Below are 16,118 nucleotides of genomic sequence, written 5' to 3' on the forward strand. Positions count from 1 at the left end.
TTGCGAAAACATTTATTTTTACTTTTTGCGTGAATTTTAATTGATAATGAGAATTAATATCAATATAATGAGAATTGTTATCAGTTAAATGGAAAGCCGAGGGACTTCCGATGAAACAATTGGATAAAGAAAAGATTAAGCTTCAGTATTTAATGTTCGCGAATAGCCTGAAAACGCTCATGCTGAGCACAGTGGACGGAAACGGCAATCCGTTCGTCTCCTACGCCCCGTTCGTTAAGCTAAACGGCAAACTGTACGTGTACATCAGCAGCATCGCGCATCATTACCGCCACATCGAGAACCATCCGTTCGTCGACGCGATGCTCATTGAAGACGAATCGGCTTCAGCCAACCTGTTCGCTCGTCAACGCGCGCGGTTCGTCTGCACGGCCGTTAACATTGGCAACGAAGGGCACGAGGAATTGTTCGCGCAGTTCGAAGAAAGATTCGGGAAAAGCATGATCGGCATGCTTCGCGGCCTCGACTTCTCTTTATTTGAACTGACCGCCCGTGAAGGCCGTTATGTCGCCGGCTTCGGCCAAGCGTTCGACATCGACCTCGCCGGCGAGAAATTTGACCACGTAGCTCGCGATGGACATAAGCAGGCCAACTCATCCGATTCTACATCAGAGCAATCCTCTTAAAACTTAAGGAGTTGTTACTTTATGGCGATTACAACTGTACTTCCAATCTGGCAAGCCATTCAATCGCGATTCCACAAAACGGTTCGCGGGCTGCCGGAATCCGACCTGTCTCTCTCGCTAGGCAGCGCTTCGATCGGTTCGATGCTGCGTCATAATGGCGAAGTCGAGTACATGTTCGCGGAATGGTACTTTGACCGCAAAATACCGGAGGATATCGAGATCCATACGGGGCGCGGAGCGGCGAACATCAAAGTCGACATGTCCAGCCTGGACGAACTGATCGCGTTCCTAGAAGCTTCAAACGATCATCTGATTGAGGCAATGAAAAGTTTACCGGAAAACAAATGGACCGAACCGGTCGAATCTCCTATGGGCGTCACGACACCGCTCGAAGCCGTCGGCAGGCTGATGTACCATACCGGCATCCACGCCGGGCAAATTTCTCTCATCCAAAAAGCAACGAAGGAAAACCAGTCGGCAACACAAGTTCACTAATGAGCCTCCTTCACTTCTTCGACTCGTTTATCGAACCGGGCCATCGCCGACATCGTCACAATTCGATTATGACGATGGTCCGGCGAAACGTCGCGTACTTCTTACCCGGCAACCGCAAGTCCTATCGATCTGATGATCTATTCAGGCTACACGTTTGCATAATTCCGGCTCAGTTCCGGTACCTGCGCCGCAACGATCGGAAAGCTGAATAAATAACCTTGCATCGTCCTGCATCCGAGCTCGGTAAGCATCTCAACCTGCTCTTCCGTCTCTACGCCTTCCGCAATTACATCCAATCCGAGGCATGATGCCATCGATTGGACCGCATGAACGATAGCCGTATTGATGGGGTGGTCTTTCATCCCTCTGACAAAAGATTGATCAATCTTTAGCTTGTCGATCGGGAATTCCTTCAAGTAACTTAACGAGCTGTAGCCGATCCCGAAATCGTCGATCGCAATGCTGACGCCAAGCGCCTTCAAGTCCTTCAGCGCAGCTATCGAACCTTGGACGTGCATCGTCATTCCTTCTGTTATTTCCAACACCAGATACGCCGGATCGAGTCCGGTTTCGGCCAGCACCGATTCGATTCGTTCCTTCAGCTTCTGGTCGTAAAATTGGCTCGGTGACAGGTTCACCGCCACAGGTACGTGAATAATCCCCTCATCCTGCCATCGTTTGTTTTGGAGGCAACCTTCGCGCAGCGCCCATTCACCAATATCATAAATAAGCCCCGTTTCTTCCGCGACCGGAATAAATGTAGCGGGAGATACTCTGCCGAGCTCCGAATTGTCCCAGCGAACCAAACATTCGAAGCCGACGATCCGGCCATTCAACGTATCGATCTGCGGCTGATAATGAAGCGAAAGTTCGTTCAGCTCGATCGCCTTTCGCAAGTGTCGCTCAATCGTCATTCGCAACTGCATTTTCTCCTGGAACGACGGCTCGAACGTCTGGCAACAATTTCCGCCTAGCGACTTGGCATGGTCCATCGCAATATGCGCGTATCTCGATAAATGCTCAGGGTCTTGGTGATCATCGGGGAATCGGCAAATTCCGATGCTAGCCGACATCTGTACATCATGATTATCGATTCGGACCGGATGCCCGAGCGCAAGTCGCATCTGCTCCGATAGCCGAGCTTCCGCCTCTTTCGTCAAGTCTGCGGCAAGCACCACAAACTCGTCCCCACCCGCGCGGAAAATAACCGTATTGTCGCGATCGAACGTCTTTAACCGCCGTGCCGTCAATTGCAACACTTTGTCGCCTACTTCGTGCCCTAGCGTGTCGTTAGCGATTTTGAAGTGATCCAGATTGATGAAGAAAACGCTGAAACTATCCCGCGAAGCGACGAATTCGTCCATCGCTTCCCGCACATATCTCCGATGGGGCAGCCCTGTCAAAGGGTCGTGCATATTTAACAGGTTGAGCTGGTCCTTCAGTCGTTTCTGCTCTGTCATGTCGAGCGCAAGTCCGCACACCTCGACAACGGTCCCGTTTTGGCGGATCGGCTGAAATACGCCTTGGATAACTGATTCTTTCCATTCGAATTCGTAGAAAACGGAATCCTCTCCGTCCCACGCTCGGCGATACAGCGTAGAGATGAACCCCGTAATCTCGGCAGGATAGAACGATTCCAATCCTTCGCCGATCACCCGAGACGTCGAAATGCCGAGCTTCTTCAACATTTCTCCCGCATACTTCGTATGGTTGAACCTCCCGTTCTCTTCTTTAAAAGCATAGATCATCCCGTTCAACTTGTTCACGACCTGAAGCAAGGAGTCGGACACGACAACTTGCTCGTCCGTACAACTAGCCATGAACCCGATGAACAGTTGCATGATGCCGTCGATACCGTCCCATCTTTCTTTAATCCGCCAAGGGGTTTGCGAGCCGGGCGCGGCTTTGCAACGCATCAGGAATTCATCCACGAACAACGGATTGGGCGGCTGAATAAATAGCATATCTTTATGGAAAAAGTCCGCTGCTCCCATCGCCAATGCATCAAAGGCAAATGTGGACCCTTCGTTGGTATAGCTGCTCAACATGACGACTGGAACTGTATAGTCGGACATCATTTTCTGAAGCGCAGTCAATCCGTCCATTACCGGCATTTCCACATCCAACGTAATCAAGTCCAATTGAAGCTCTGCCAGTCGGTCCAACGCTTCCTGTCCGTTAGAAGCCGTTGCGACGACGACGAAAGCCGGGTCCTTCTCGAGGATTGCCTGAACCAGTCGTCTCATAACCGCCGAGTCGTCAACAACCATCACTTTCTTGGGATAGCCGGCTGAACGAGCGTTTGCTTCGATCAAGGGTCTTTCACCCTCCTTTATGTTGTTGCCACATATGGAGTTATCAAATGGGATCTGCGAGCTTATGTAATCAAACTTTGAACTTGTCGATCAGCCGCTGAAGCTTGTCCGCCATCTCCGTCAATTGCCCGGCCATCGCCGCGTTCTCTTCAGCCCCTGCCGACGTCTGTTCCGTTACAGCAGACATGCTCTGCACTTGCAGCGACACTTCCGTGCTCTGCGAAGACTGCTCTTTGCTGGCCGAAGCGATCTCGGATACTCTTCTTGATGATTGATGAATTCTCTCGATGATGTCCTCGAACGCAGAGGCCGCTTGCTTCGCCATCTCGTTCCCTTCCGATACGGCGGCTACGGATGCCTCCGTCTGCTTCTGAATATTCGCGATAATGCCTCCGATCCGCCTTGTCGATTCCGTGCTTCGTTCGGCGAGCTTGCGCACTTCGTCAGCGACGACTGCAAACCCTTTGCCTACTTCTCCCGCACGTGCCGCCTCGATTGCCGCGTTTAAGGCGAGCAGATTCGTCTGGGAAGAAATGTCTTCAATCACCTCAATTATATCACCGATCTGCTTGGAGTTGTCGGACAGCTCGTTGATTTTATCGCTGATTCGACTCATCTCACCGATCGCATTCCGAATAATGCGCCCGCCGTCATTCGCCCGTTCTGCCGCTTCCGCCGTCGACTCGGCCACTTCTTTGGAATGGGCGGCAACACGGTTAATGCCGCTTGTCATCGTCTCGATTTTCTGCGTTACATCTTCGACCAATTCGGCCTGATTCTGATTGCCCATCGCGATCTCGTTCACGCTAACGGAAAGCTCCTTGTTGCTAGTCGTCAAATTGCCTGTCACCTGAATGATGTCAGCGACCAGATTACGTATCATCGCCATCGCTCGGTTAAAGTTGATGCTCATTGTGCCGAATTCGTCTTTCGTATCCGGAACGATAACGTGGGTGAAGTCCCCTTGCGCCATATAATCCGACAGCTCATTCACTTTCTTGATCTGATTCGCGATCATGCGACTGTAGGCAAATATGGCGGCGACGATAATGAAAATCCCAATTAGACCTACAATGGCAATCTTAACAATCAGTCCTTGAATCGGCTCGTTCAATTCCTTGTTCGTAACGGCGATGGTCAATTGCCAGCCCGCCGACGGAACGACCGCTTCATACGTGCGAATGTCGCTTTGCTCGCTCGGAGGCTGTTTGTCTTTGCCAGCAAGATATTTGCCATCCGCATCAGCCAAATACGCCCATCCCGTATCGCCGACTTTCGTCTCCGTGATCGAGCGTTGTATCGTCGACAGGTTGATATCACCTGTAACGACACCCAGAAACTCATCTTTCGCGTCGAACATCGGGACGGAGATGGTGACCATTGTAACACCGGTCCGCTCATCGTAGTACGGCTCGGAATATTGAATGCCATCCACGCCCTTCGGACCGACGATCTTGTACCATTCCTGATTCGGGTAATCGTAATCCGGACTGTTGTAATCTTCCGTTGATACTTTCTTCTCCCCGTCGCGATACACGTAAGTAGAGAAATATTTGGAGCCGACGTCGTGCTTATACGGTTCGAAGAAAATGCCGAGGCCGAACGTCGTCGCATTGGCGTCAACCGCCCGGCTGGTCATCGCCCGGTAATCGTTCAGCGTGTTCAAAGTCCCGCGCGCTTCCGCGGTTCTTGCGAAAGTTTCCGTGAGCTTGGCATGTGCGGACAGGCTGTTCTCTACGTTTTCCACAATGCCATTTAACTGTTTTTCCATACCATATCCCGTTTGTTTGACGATAATCTGCCGCGAGTAGGCGAATGCGACTCCGATCATCGCGATAAAAACAAGCACGACGAGCGGCAATATGATTAACATCGTTTTTGTTTTGACACTTTTGACACGATTTAGGACGGATATCATTACGTCACTCCTTAAGATAATAACTGACTTTATCATAAGCCGAGGTTGTTAGAAGATTTGTGTAGTAAATGTTAGCAATGTATGGAAGATGATCAATCTTTCGGATTGAATGCAAAAAAAACCGTCAAGGCGTTTTGACGGTTCTTACTTTGTATTGACCTTATCAATTGACGGCTATAGCCGCGCCCTTGTGATTACGATACTGTCCCGGGGTCTGTCCGGTCCACTTCTTGAAAGCGCTCTGGAAAGCGCTCGGTTCGGAGAAATGAAGCGCGTAGGCGATGTCTCCGACCGAAAACTTCGTTTGCTTCAAAAAACGGATCGCCATCTCTTTGCGCACCCTCGCCGTCAACTCCACGAAAGACGTCCGCTCTTCTTTTAGCTTGTTCTGCAGCGTTCTCGTACTCGTCCCGAAAGCGTCCGCCGTCTGGCGCAACGTAGGGAAATGCGATGGCATGCAAGTTCGAAGCCAGTCGACGATCTTGTCGGCGTACTCGCCTTCTCTTTCCCAGCCGGATAAAGTGTCTTGAACGATCGTCTCGAACATGTCCAGCAGCTTCTCGTCGGCATACAACACCGGGTCGTTCAGGACGGCTTGGTCGAGTACAAGCTGTGTCGACCGTTCGCCAAAGCGGGGAACGACGCCGAACGCTTGAACGTAGGGCGCGATATCGGCAGGCGTCTCATGCGCGAAATGAACGGCTCTTAGAGTGATCGGCCGGTTGCTCAGCTTCGATATAAGCCGGTAGAGCGAATGCGCCATATCTTCTACGCAATGTCGGGATATTGGGCTACTGCGCTGAGGGAGCAACGAGATCGAAGCTTCATCGCCACGAACATCCCAGAGCAGATTAATTCCGCTGCACAAAATATCGTTATATTTACGGTACGCGTTTAACGCATCCGATATCGTCTTTGAATGCAGCAACACGTAACCGAGTACGCCCATATCGGCGAACTCCATCATGCCGCCCTGATTTAAACCGAAATGTTCGTCGTTCGAATACTCGGCGGCAGCGAGCATTAGGCGCTCCAGTTCCGACTCTTCGATTCTAGCTTCGATATCTTGAAGGAGTGAGTAATCGAAAGACACAGCGCGACAAAAAAGTTCTGCGTCGTAACCTTTGCGGGCGAGCGTTTTCATAATCGGATACGCCATGGATATCGCAATTCCCCGGGAAATCATGCCGTTACCTCCTTTGCGCGAATGAGCAATTGCGTTGCGTCCGCGATCATAGCATCCGTCTTCGGATCGAATTATGCTTAGTACAGATGTTCTCCGCTAAGTGTATCACGGAGGCAATTGGAGGAGGAATAGCAGAAATGAAACCGAAAATTCTAATCATTAACGGGCATCCCGACGATCAAAGCTTCTGCGCGGCATTGTCGGAAGCATACAAGGAAGGTGCTGCCGGGCGCGAAGCCAGCGTGCAAAACATAGACCTCGGTCGCATCGATTTTACGCCGATATTGAAGTTCGGCTATCGCCGGAGGACGGAACTGGAGCCGGCACTGCTGGAAGCACAAAAGTTGATCCGTTGGGCCGACCATCTTGTTTTCATCTATCCGACGTGGTGGGGGACGATGCCCGCCTTGTTGAAGGGTTTTCTCGACCGCATTCTGCTGTCCGGTTTCGCCTTTAAGTATCGCGACAACTCGAGCTTATGGGACAAATTATTAAAAGGAAAGACGGCTCGTCTCATCGTCACGACCGACACGCCGTCCTGGTACAATTGGCTTGTTTACAAACGCGCCGGCCACAACGTCATGAAAAACAACATTTTGCGGTTTTGCGGCGTGAACCCCGTCAAAATTACGGAGGTCGGACCCCTCAGATCGTCTTCCGAGAAGCAACGCGGCAAATGGCTGGCCGACGTGCGTCGGCTCGGCGAGCGCTTGGCATAAGAAAAAGGCGAGGTTTCCTTCCGGAAACCCGCCCCGCCTTATTCGTCCTCGACAAACCGAAAGTCGGTTAAAGTAAATCGACCTGCTTCGTAATGCACGTCCGCCTCGATCGTGCCGATATATTCGGGAGTTGCGAACGCAACTCCTTCGTTAGCTCTTCGCTAACAAAACGAAGCCGGATGGAAAAAGTTTCCGGATGGTCAGGATTTTTATTCCACCTTCGCCAGGATGTCTTCCTTGTACTGGCGGACCGCCTCATCGGTATCAATCGTGTAGCCGCATTCCAAACCGACGAAACCGTCGAAGCCTGTTGCCTTGATTGCCCGCAAAATGTTGACGTAATTAAGTTCGCCGGTTCCCGGTTGCTTGCGGCCCGGATTGTCCGCGATATGATAGTGGTTAATCCGGTCGATGTAGCCGGTGGCGTTGCGAATGACGTTGCCTTCTGTTATCTGCTGGTGGTAGACGTCAAACACAAGCTTTACATTCGAACTGCCTACCTGGTCGATGACGTCGACCGATTCATCGGAACGCTGCAGGAAATGACCCGCGTGGTCGACGAGTCCGTTCAGCGGCTCGACTTCCAGTACGATGCCCGCCTCTTCGAACAACGGGGCGCAGCGCTTTAACGTCTCGACCATCGCCCGTCGCTGTACGTCGCGAGGAACGCCGGCTAGTTCGTTGCCGGTCTGGGAAATGACCGAGCGGACGTTCAAAATTTTGCAAGCTTCGATCGTCTGGCGAATGCCGTCCATGTACGCGTCCCTAAGCGATTCGTCGACCAAGCTGATGAACTTCGTGCAGGTGGTGCTGATGCCCACGCCGATTCTTTCCTGCTCCTTCGCCGTCCGGCGCAAGTCCGGCAAGTCCCACCAAGCGTAATACTCTAGGCCGTGCAAACCATGCTCTTTGATTTTCTCCAAATGATATACTTCGTCTTTGCCCGAATACGCCCCAATACACAATGAATATTTCAAGTTAATCCCTTCCTTGCGTTAAATTTAAAGTTTGACCGGTTGGCCCGAAACCGCCGAGTCGTTGGCAGCGATTGTCACGTCGTGCGTCTTGAGCGAATCTTCGTAATCGGACAAAATCTTCGAAGTGTCCCCGGTGCGAAGTGCATGGAGGAACGCTTCGTCCTCGAGGAAATAAGGGTTCGCTTCGTTCGGATGTTTAGTCGAGCCCTCGCGCGTAATCTCTGTCAACGCGTCGCTCCTTAGCTCCAGTATACCGTTCTCCGTATAAACATCCAGACCGACATGGTGCCCAACCGGGAGCAGACACGTATTCGAGATGGTGGCGACCATCCCATTCGCCAGCTTCATCGTCACCGTACCGACGTCAGGCACGTCCGTCCCTTCGACTTTCTCCACCATGACCTTTAAAGCATAAGCCGCATATACCTCTTCAATTTCCCCGCAAGTGAATCGCAGCAGATCGACGATATGTGTCGTCTGTTCCACGAATTGGCCGCCGGACCCCGCCTGGACTCTCCACCAAGGCACCATCGGCATGCCACCCATCCAGTAGCCAAGCGCCATACCTGCTTTATCGCTTTCCAATATTCGTTTGGCTTGCAATGCGGACGCATCGTATCTCCAGTGATAGCCGACCGACGTGATCAGCTTGTTTTGTTTGACCGCTTCTCCGATCATTCGGGGCGTCTCCCGATCGATGCCTAGTGGCTTCTCGACTAGAAAAGGAATGCTGCGTTCGACGAGCTTCCGCTCCGCTTCGCCGTGCGCCATCGGAGGTACGCACACATATACGCCGTCAAGCTTGGCACTGTCCAGCATGTCATCCAATTGGTCGAATGCCTTCGCTCCCTCGTGTTCCGAAGCCGCTTTCTCCGCCCTGGAACGATCGACGTCGTAGAACGAAGTCAGATTTACTCCATCCATCTTGACCAAGTTTTGAATATGGTGATTCGCAATGCCACCTGTTCCGATAAAACCTAGTTTTAATGTCATGTTCCGATCCTCTCCCGCAGTCAGGATATCGAATTATTCAACTTCGACCTCATTGTAGTTCAGCGGAGAGCGGATTAAAATATAATATAATTCATTTCTCATATCGTAAAATGAAACAGGAGGTGCAGCATGTCAACTTATTACGGCAGGCATTTCGTCACGACTGAATGGGACAGAGAACTTCCCCTTCATCTGACGAGCGTCGGCCTGGTGGAACAATCGCCGATCGACCGTGAGAACGGCTTTGGAAGTTTGCACTGGCTCCACACGGTTGAAGGTTCCGGATTGTTCACTGTGAACGGAATCACGATGAAGCTGCAGCCAAACCACGGTATTCTGATGAAAGCCGGAACGCCTCACAGTTATCGGCCGGAATCCGAACGATGGACGACATGGTATATGACTTTCGACGGCGCTCTCGCGAACCCGATCGTCGCTTCGCTTTCATTACCATTGAACGCCCCCGTGAGTTGGAGCGATAATAGCCCGCTCTCATTCATCCATGAACAATATGGGGAGAAATTCGGTTACAGCTTCGACTTTGCAGGCGTTAACGGCTCTCTTGAAGTATACGCCTTCCTGGCATTGCTCAAGAAATACGGTCAGTCGAGCGGACAGATTTCCTTGTCCAAAGGACATGAGAGACTGAAACCGATCTACTTGCTCATCGAAGAACGTTATGGGGATGCTGCACTGGGACTCGACCGAATGGCACAGCAACTCGGCGTTAGTCCCCAATATTTGAACAAGCTGTTCCGGCTAAGCTGGGGGATGAGCCCTTATCAATATTTGGTCCAGTTTCGGATTCAGAAATCAAAGGAGAAATTGTTGGCGGATCGGGACAGAACGGTGAAAGATATCGCTGCGGATGTCGGGTTCCAGGATGACAGTCATTTCGTGCATACGTTCCGCAAGCAATCGGGCATGACTCCTGTTCAATTTCGTTCCCTGTTCGGTCAGTAAAAAACCACGCCGGGTGGCGTGGTTTGAGAAACGTTATTCGTTGCCAAGGAAACCTTTCTTGAACGCATCGAGCAAAAACTCCAACGTGATCGGAATTACTTTCACATCCGCAGTAATTCTCCCTCCGACGGGACTCCGAGCAGGGAATTGCTTTCAAATCCGCAGTAATTCCCCCTCCGACGGGACTCCGATGAGGGAATTACTTTCACATCCGCAGTAATTCCCCCTCCGACGGGACTCCGAGCAGGGAATTACTTTCACATCCGCAGTAATTCCCCCTCCGACGGGACTCCGATGAGGGAATTGCTTTCACATCCGCAATCTCTCTCTCCGGTGGGACATCCGCCACAAAGCAAGCAATAAAAAAACACGCCCACATCGGCGTGTTTTTGAGCAATCGGCATCTTCGGACCGCATCATGATAAGATCGAAGCTTGAATATTCGCCTTCATGATCCTTCTGTCTTCTTCGGTCAACTTTGGGCAAACGAAACATTTCTCCCCGCCTTCGCGACCATCGTAGTAGCAGCAAGAAGATTTCATCACCCACTGCTCTCCGGCCTTATAAGGACTTTCCACGTAACGGATTTTGCTCATGAACGGATTTCTTCTCGAATGGAACAGTTCGGGCGGAATAGACTCGGACAGCAGCCGGACATGATGAAGGAGACTCGCCTTCATCGCCTCGGGCATAGGCGATTTCTCGGCAAAATCAACGAGATTTCCGACGATGCCGCCGAACTGTTGCCATATTGCTTCCGGCTTAAAACCTGCCGCCTTGGCGATCGCCTCTACGGCCGGTGTCACGAACTCCGAAATATAGGCGCTCCAATCGGCTAATACGAACTCGTCTCCACCGTTTTCAGGAATTTCGCTTGCAACGACTTCCACGACTTTATAACCGAGATGCGGGTGTCCATGGCCTTCTTTGTATTCGATCTGGAAAAGAATCCGATCGGCCGAAAGATCGAGCGTACATCCGTACTGCGCTAAGAAGATCAGTTTGGTCAAGCATAAATTCGCCAATGATGTACCCAAGAAGGAACCCGGCAGCTTCAGATCATACGCCTGAACCGTTGTCCCCGCGACGCGCATCAGCTCTTGCAGCCGAGGCTCGTCGAAAAACACGTTCGGATGATGCTCTTCCAGCAAATGCTCTGCGCCTTCGGGAGAGATATGTAAATAAGCTTTTGCTAAGGAAAAATCGTAAGCAATGCCCATAAAAATGCCCCAATCAATGATAATGATAATTATCCTCAATGATAGCATAAGACTGCTTCTATTCACAACGACGGCGATTCGCAACAGACTGTTTCTATTCACAACGACGGCGATTCGCATCAGCCGGCACGCAAAATGCCCCTATGGAACGATCCGTAGGGGCATTTTGCTACCGTTTTCGTTCAATTCAAGCGAATGCCGCTTAAACTGGCGCCGGCGACAAACAATCGCTCGATGCCCTTCTCGACTGTCGGGTCCGAAATAAGCGGCGGCGCTTGGTGCGGCTTCGTGCGGGCATCGATAATGACGTTGTCGCACGCCCAGTGCTTAAACACGAATCCGGCGTTAACGCCGTAAATGTCGTGCGAAGGGTTACTGCGCGTAAATGTCGCCCATAAGAAATTCGATGTTGACGCACTTAAGAACGCGCTGTCGTCACACAGAACGATCATCGGGCAGCTATCAAGAGAGCCTTGAGCGCTAATGGCATCGCATAACTGGGCAATTTCTTTTTGCGCTTGCGCGTAATCTACGAATGCCCCGCCTTGCCTCTCGATGGCGATGATACCCGGCATAACAAGCCGAGCATTGCCGAAGCCCGGAAGCTTCGTCAGCGCGCCTGGCACTTCGGTGCACAGCTCCCTCTTTTTCTCGCCGACGGCTGCGAATACGACTTTACTCCCACTGTTTAATCCCGTGCCCGAATAGTCCAGCGTGTCGATTGTCGTGTTCGTCTGAAAATGGATATCGCGGCGAAGATCAATGCGTTCAAGGATGTAGGGCAAAAACTGTTCCACCCGATGGGTATCCAGCGGTTGATCCTCTTCGGCGGTAATAAACAAATACTTCGCCAAGCTAAGCTGACCCGTACCCAGAATCCGGTTGGCGATCGTCAAAATTTCGGCCGGTTGCTTGATCGGTTCGTATGGCGTATACCTTTCGCTGCCGATCGCAAGCAATAACGGATGCACGCCGGCATCGTCTACCGCATGCACTTCTTTAACGCCGGGAATTTCTTGCCGGATCGCGCTGCCCGTCAGTTCATGAATAAGCGCGCCGAAAGCAGTATCCTCTTGAGGAGGGCGGCCAACGACCGTAAACGGGAAAATGGCGTTTGGTCTAGCGTACACTTTATGCACCCTCATCACCGGGAATGGATGCGTGAGACTGTAATAGCCGAGGTGATCGCCGAACGGTCCTTCCGGTTTCGTCTCCCCTGGATGAATCTCGCCCGTAATAACGAAATCCGCGTCGTTGCTGACGCAAAAACCGTCGATATAACTGTAGCGGAACCGGTGACCCGCCAGCAATCCCGCGAATGTTAGCTCGCTCATGCCTTCCGGTAACGGCATGACGGCAGACAGCGTATGTGCCGGAGGTCCACCAATGAAAATGCTGACTTTAAGCGGAACACCCAGTTTGTTCGCTTTATCCTGGTGTATGCCGATACCCCGGTGAATCTGATAGTGAACGCCCACTTCCCGATCCGTCACATAGTCGTTGCCGTTCAGTTGGATGCGGTACATGCCGAGATTGGCGTTCATGATGCCCGGCTTGTCCGGATTTTCCGAATACACTTGCGGCAACGTCACGAATGCGCCGCCATCGTTCGGCCAGCTCTTAATAAACGGAAGATCGGAAATGCTGATTTCTTGCAACGCGACCGGTTTGCCGTCGGTTTGCTTATGCGGAAGCGCCTTCCACGCCGCAAGGCCCGTGCCGACGTGTTTGAAAGGATTGCGGAACGCGACCATCGGATCGTTACGCAAGGCGATGACATTCCGAACCCCTTCCAATGTATGACGAAAAATAAACTTGCTCCGTTCTATCGTCCCGAACAAATTCGATACGGCGCGGAATTTGGAGCCTTTTACGTTCTCGAACAACAAGGCCGGGCCGCCGGCCTCGAACACTTTCAGATGGATCGCCGCCATCTCCAGATGAGGGTCCACTTCCTCGCGGATACGAATGAGATGCCCGTTGTTCTCCAAATCGATTATGCATTCTTCCAAGCTATGATAGGTCATATCCCTGCTCCAATCGTGAATGTCCGAATTAAATCTTCGCTTGTACGATACCGATATTGTACCATTCCCGCATGCGTTGATCTATTGACAGATCAACTGTACTACAGACATAATACAATCAAGCCAGAAAGTAGGTGAGCGCGCACGTGCTGAATTTTTACGAACTGAAGCTGAACACCCGTGATCCCGTCTATTTACAAGCAGTGCTGTACGTGAAACGGCAAATTCTGCTTCGCAACGTAACGTCCGGAGACAAATTGCCGTCCAGAAGAGAAGTCGCTTCTCAGCTAAGCATTAATCCGAACACGGTCCAGAAGGCGTTTAAGCTAATGGAGGATGAAGGATTCGTCCATACGAGCAGCACGTCAGGGAGTGTCATCTACGTCGATGACGAGATATTCTCCCGTATTGAAGCCGAGCTTACGCGCGAGCTCGTGCAATCGTTCATCGAGTCTGCTAAGGAAATCAAATTGTCGTTCAAATCGGTCGTCGAGCTGATTAGTGAACACTGGGAATAATCTGCAGATGTAATGCATGAGTTTCGCTTGTCATCCTTGTACTATGCCACTAATACAAATGAGGTGATTGCTTTGAAAGGCCTGTATCGTCTTGCCAACATTGAATTCGTCCGATGGATGCCTTTCGCAGGACCGCTGCTGATTGCGTCTTTCGTCATTCCGATATGGATGCTGCGTTCGGCAGCTTCAGATTACAACATGTTTGCGAATCATCCGCGATACGAGGATCTGTACGCCGCATCCGGTTGCGGGCTGCTGTTGCTATTCTTGCTTGCTCTTCTTTGCCTTTATTTTCTGATTACGATCTATTCAGGCTATTGGGGCAGCAAAAGCGTGTATACGTATTTGACGTTGCCGATCCGGCGCGAATCGTTGTATTGGAGCAAAATGCTCGTGTTCGCGACGTACTTGCTTTTGTTTATCGGGGTGCAGCTTCTTGTCATTAGTCTCGGTTATGCGATCTTCGCGGCCAAAGCGCATGTGTATCTGGAAGGCAGATATGCGATGAACAATGGCTTGTTCCTTGCTTTCGCCCGGTCGGACGAATTCCGGTTACTCGCACCTTATTCCTTCAGCCGTGTCCTATCTTCCGTCGGTCTTCTGACGGTGCTAATGACCGGTATATACTACGGCGCTTTATGTGAGCGAAGCCGGACGTATTGGGGGTTCGCTGCCATCGGCGTCGCCGCTCTGTTCGCGTATCGCATACTCGTCTATCGCCTGAACGAATCCGCGCATCTGTTCGAACCAAGACACCTCTATCCGAGCAGCATGCTGATGCTTGCGCTCACCGGATTTTTCATCTGGCACAGCATCCGCATCGTCAAAAATGGAAACATCGCCTAAAGAGGAGGTACAGTTATGGCCGTATGGAAAAAACACGCCGCTTTCCCTGTGTTGGCGCTGGCGATCTCCGTGATCGTCATCGTTATCACATCTGTATACTCCCGCAAAGACAACGGCACCTTTTACTGGAAAGACCTTTCCGGCAGCCGTGACGCGATCGGAATCGTCGCGATCGGAGGAGAATTGCGTGACGGATATCATCGAACTTCCTTTCGTCTGCAGAACGGCAAGTTAAGTGCACAAACGGAAGTGTTCGAGCAGGCGAGGCTTGCGGAAATGTATCGATACATTTCCGGCGGATACAAAAGAATCGGAAACAAACAGTATTATATTGACGGGCAAGGAGAGTACAGAATTCATTCGCTTATTCGTATGGCGTCCACCGGACTGTATGCAATTCCCGAGGGTACTGCAATCGTATCGCCATCCATCTACTACAGACTTAGTAACGGCGATGGCTCGCCGGCCTCAGCCAATCCGCTGGAGTATGGACTTGCAGGAATCGGGGATAAAGTATTTTTTACAGTACCTGTATCGTATGGCGCTACCGGAACGAGCGGCATTTATGAGCTCAGTTTTACCGAGTGGTACAATGCAACACAATTTCCCGACAAAAACCCGAAGCCGCGCCAACTCGCAGAAATCAGCCTCGAAGCGAACGAATCGGATGTGCCGCCCAACATTGAAATTCTCGGTTTGGAAGCCGTCGGCGATAAGCTGGCGTTATTGTCTGTGGAACACAACGAGTTGCATGTCACAAGTTACGACAGCAAGAGCGGGAAGCTGCTCGGGAAAGCGATCGTACCGCAGTTTTACTTGTCCGGACGACCGGGTTCACCCCCGTCTGATCAGGATCATACGCACGATGAACGTTACGAAGCGTATAGCGACAACGAACATGGCATTTTGAACATTAGTTTCGGGAGTTCGAAATCTTATGTGCTAAGTTTTGACTTTAATAATGGGGTTAAACTGCTGAACGCAATCACAGCTTCTTTTCCAGAAGGCGTTGACGACCCTCTGCGTTGTCTTACCGATATAAGCTACCGGGACAATAAACTTTATATCGTCAAAACATTTCGGGAGCAGCGACCCGATCCCGCGGATCCTTCCCAAGATCGCATGCTTCCTTTGCACTTCTATCTGTATGTATATGATCATGAGAAACTCGTCTATAAGGGAGAACTCGTAACCGCCTTAAACGACGATACGGCAATTCTCGGTGCTGCACGGGAGCAATTCAGCATAGAGCAAAAGGACTTTCGCTATTTCACAAACTTTACGATTGAATAACGGT

The 16,118-nt window shown here is 51.2% G+C and carries 14 protein-coding genes; 7 read left to right on the top strand and 7 right to left on the bottom strand.

All coding sequences use genetic code 11. The annotated features are described in order from the left end of the window. Positions 1-110: 110 nt before the first annotated feature. Together ACFPOF_RS21370 and ACFPOF_RS21375 are read left to right on the top strand one after the other, a co-directional pair. On the top strand, positions 111-644 hold the full coding sequence (locus tag ACFPOF_RS21370; protein WP_378136419.1) for a HugZ family pyridoxamine 5'-phosphate oxidase: 534 nt from the start codon (positions 111-113) through the stop codon (positions 642-644). A 21-nt stretch (positions 645-665) separates the two neighbouring features. Beyond that, a complete protein-coding gene (locus ACFPOF_RS21375) occupies positions 666-1,139 on the top strand; it encodes a DinB family protein (protein ID WP_378136421.1) in 474 nt (157 codons plus the stop codon). 146 nt (positions 1,140-1,285) lie between these two features. On the opposite strand, the gene ACFPOF_RS21380 is transcribed toward ACFPOF_RS21375, so the two are convergent. From ACFPOF_RS21380 to ACFPOF_RS21390, 3 genes are all read right to left on the bottom strand, one after another. Continuing rightward, positions 1,286-3,454: an EAL domain-containing protein gene (locus tag ACFPOF_RS21380; protein ID WP_378136423.1), complete on the bottom strand. Its 2,169-nt coding sequence runs from the start codon at positions 3,452-3,454 to the stop codon at positions 1,286-1,288. Positions 3,455-3,524: 70 nt separating this feature from the next. Continuing rightward, positions 3,525-5,372 (bottom strand): methyl-accepting chemotaxis protein, encoded by a 1,848-nt coding sequence (locus ACFPOF_RS21385; RefSeq protein WP_378136425.1) that lies wholly within the window; start codon positions 5,370-5,372, stop codon positions 3,525-3,527. A 163-nt stretch (positions 5,373-5,535) separates the two neighbouring features. After that, positions 5,536-6,558, bottom strand: a complete 1,023-nt coding sequence (locus tag ACFPOF_RS21390) for an AraC family transcriptional regulator (RefSeq protein WP_378136427.1) — start codon at positions 6,556-6,558, stop codon at positions 5,536-5,538. 137 nt (positions 6,559-6,695) lie between these two features. On the opposite strand from ACFPOF_RS21390, the gene ACFPOF_RS21395 reads away from it, so the two are divergent. Beyond that, complete coding sequence (locus tag ACFPOF_RS21395; protein ID WP_378136429.1) at positions 6,696-7,277, top strand: NAD(P)H-dependent oxidoreductase; 582 nt, start codon at positions 6,696-6,698, stop codon at positions 7,275-7,277. Between the two features lie 209 nt (positions 7,278-7,486). Here ACFPOF_RS21395 and ACFPOF_RS21400 read toward each other — a convergent pair whose 3' ends face one another. After that, the gene (locus ACFPOF_RS21400; RefSeq protein ID WP_378136431.1) at positions 7,487-8,254 is read right to left on the bottom strand and encodes a TIM barrel protein; all 768 of its coding nucleotides are present in this window, start codon (positions 8,252-8,254) and stop codon (positions 7,487-7,489) included. 24 nt (positions 8,255-8,278) lie between these two features. Then, positions 8,279-9,247 carry a Gfo/Idh/MocA family protein gene (locus ACFPOF_RS21405; protein ID WP_378136433.1) on the bottom strand — a complete coding sequence of 323 codons (969 nt, stop codon included), beginning with the start codon at positions 9,245-9,247 and terminating at the stop codon, positions 8,279-8,281. 129 nt (positions 9,248-9,376) lie between these two features. Here ACFPOF_RS21405 and ACFPOF_RS21410 point away from each other — a divergent pair, with 129 nt between their 5' ends. After that, positions 9,377-10,210: an AraC family transcriptional regulator gene (locus ACFPOF_RS21410; RefSeq protein WP_378136434.1), complete on the top strand. Its 834-nt coding sequence runs from the start codon at positions 9,377-9,379 to the stop codon at positions 10,208-10,210. A gap of 416 nt (positions 10,211-10,626) precedes the next feature. On the opposite strand, the gene ACFPOF_RS21415 is transcribed toward ACFPOF_RS21410, so the two are convergent. Further along, positions 10,627-11,430 carry a hypothetical protein gene (locus ACFPOF_RS21415; RefSeq protein ID WP_378136436.1) on the bottom strand — a complete coding sequence of 268 codons (804 nt, stop codon included), beginning with the start codon at positions 11,428-11,430 and terminating at the stop codon, positions 10,627-10,629. Positions 11,431-11,612: 182 nt separating this feature from the next. Continuing rightward, positions 11,613-13,457 carry a UbiD family decarboxylase gene (locus ACFPOF_RS21420; protein WP_378136437.1) on the bottom strand — a complete coding sequence of 615 codons (1,845 nt, stop codon included), beginning with the start codon at positions 13,455-13,457 and terminating at the stop codon, positions 11,613-11,615. A gap of 146 nt (positions 13,458-13,603) precedes the next feature. Here ACFPOF_RS21420 and ACFPOF_RS21425 point away from each other — a divergent pair, with 146 nt between their 5' ends. The 3 genes from ACFPOF_RS21425 (at position 13,604) to ACFPOF_RS21435 (ending at position 16,114) form a co-directional block, all read left to right on the top strand. Further along, entirely contained in the window at positions 13,604-13,975 is a 372-nt protein-coding gene (locus tag ACFPOF_RS21425; protein ID WP_378136439.1) for a GntR family transcriptional regulator, read from the top strand. Positions 13,976-14,047: 72 nt separating this feature from the next. Further along, entirely contained in the window at positions 14,048-14,821 is a 774-nt protein-coding gene (locus ACFPOF_RS21430; RefSeq protein WP_378136441.1) for a hypothetical protein, read from the top strand. Positions 14,822-14,836: 15 nt separating this feature from the next. Next, on the top strand, positions 14,837-16,114 hold the full coding sequence (locus ACFPOF_RS21435; RefSeq protein WP_378136443.1) for a hypothetical protein: 1,278 nt from the start codon (positions 14,837-14,839) through the stop codon (positions 16,112-16,114). Positions 16,115-16,118 lie beyond the last annotated feature (4 nt).

This window comes from Cohnella soli (assembly GCF_042655525.1).
GTDB classification, from domain to species: domain Bacteria; phylum Bacillota; class Bacilli; order Paenibacillales; family Paenibacillaceae; genus Cohnella; species Cohnella soli.

Bases quoted from the DNA above. Each gene is read 5' to 3' on its own strand.
- ACFPOF_RS21405 (WP_378136433.1), bottom strand. From the start codon at position 9,247: ATGACATTAAAACTAGGTTTTATCGGAACAGGTGGCATTGCGAATCAC.
- ACFPOF_RS21410 (WP_378136434.1), top strand. From the start codon at position 9,377: ATGTCAACTTATTACGGCAGGCATTTCGTCACGACTGAATGGGACAGA.
- ACFPOF_RS21375 (WP_378136421.1), top strand. From the start codon at position 666: ATGGCGATTACAACTGTACTTCCAATCTGGCAAGCCATTCAATCGCGA.
- ACFPOF_RS21370 (WP_378136419.1), top strand. From the start codon at position 111: ATGAAACAATTGGATAAAGAAAAGATTAAGCTTCAGTATTTAATGTTC.
- ACFPOF_RS21420 (WP_378136437.1), bottom strand. From the start codon at position 13,457: ATGACCTATCATAGCTTGGAAGAATGCATAATCGATTTGGAGAACAAC.
- ACFPOF_RS21395 (WP_378136429.1), top strand. From the start codon at position 6,696: ATGAAACCGAAAATTCTAATCATTAACGGGCATCCCGACGATCAAAGC.
- ACFPOF_RS21415 (WP_378136436.1), bottom strand. From the start codon at position 11,430: ATGGGCATTGCTTACGATTTTTCCTTAGCAAAAGCTTATTTACATATC.
- ACFPOF_RS21390 (WP_378136427.1), bottom strand. From the start codon at position 6,558: ATGATTTCCCGGGGAATTGCGATATCCATGGCGTATCCGATTATGAAA.
- ACFPOF_RS21435 (WP_378136443.1), top strand. From the start codon at position 14,837: ATGGCCGTATGGAAAAAACACGCCGCTTTCCCTGTGTTGGCGCTGGCG.
- ACFPOF_RS21385 (WP_378136425.1), bottom strand. From the start codon at position 5,372: ATGATATCCGTCCTAAATCGTGTCAAAAGTGTCAAAACAAAAACGATG.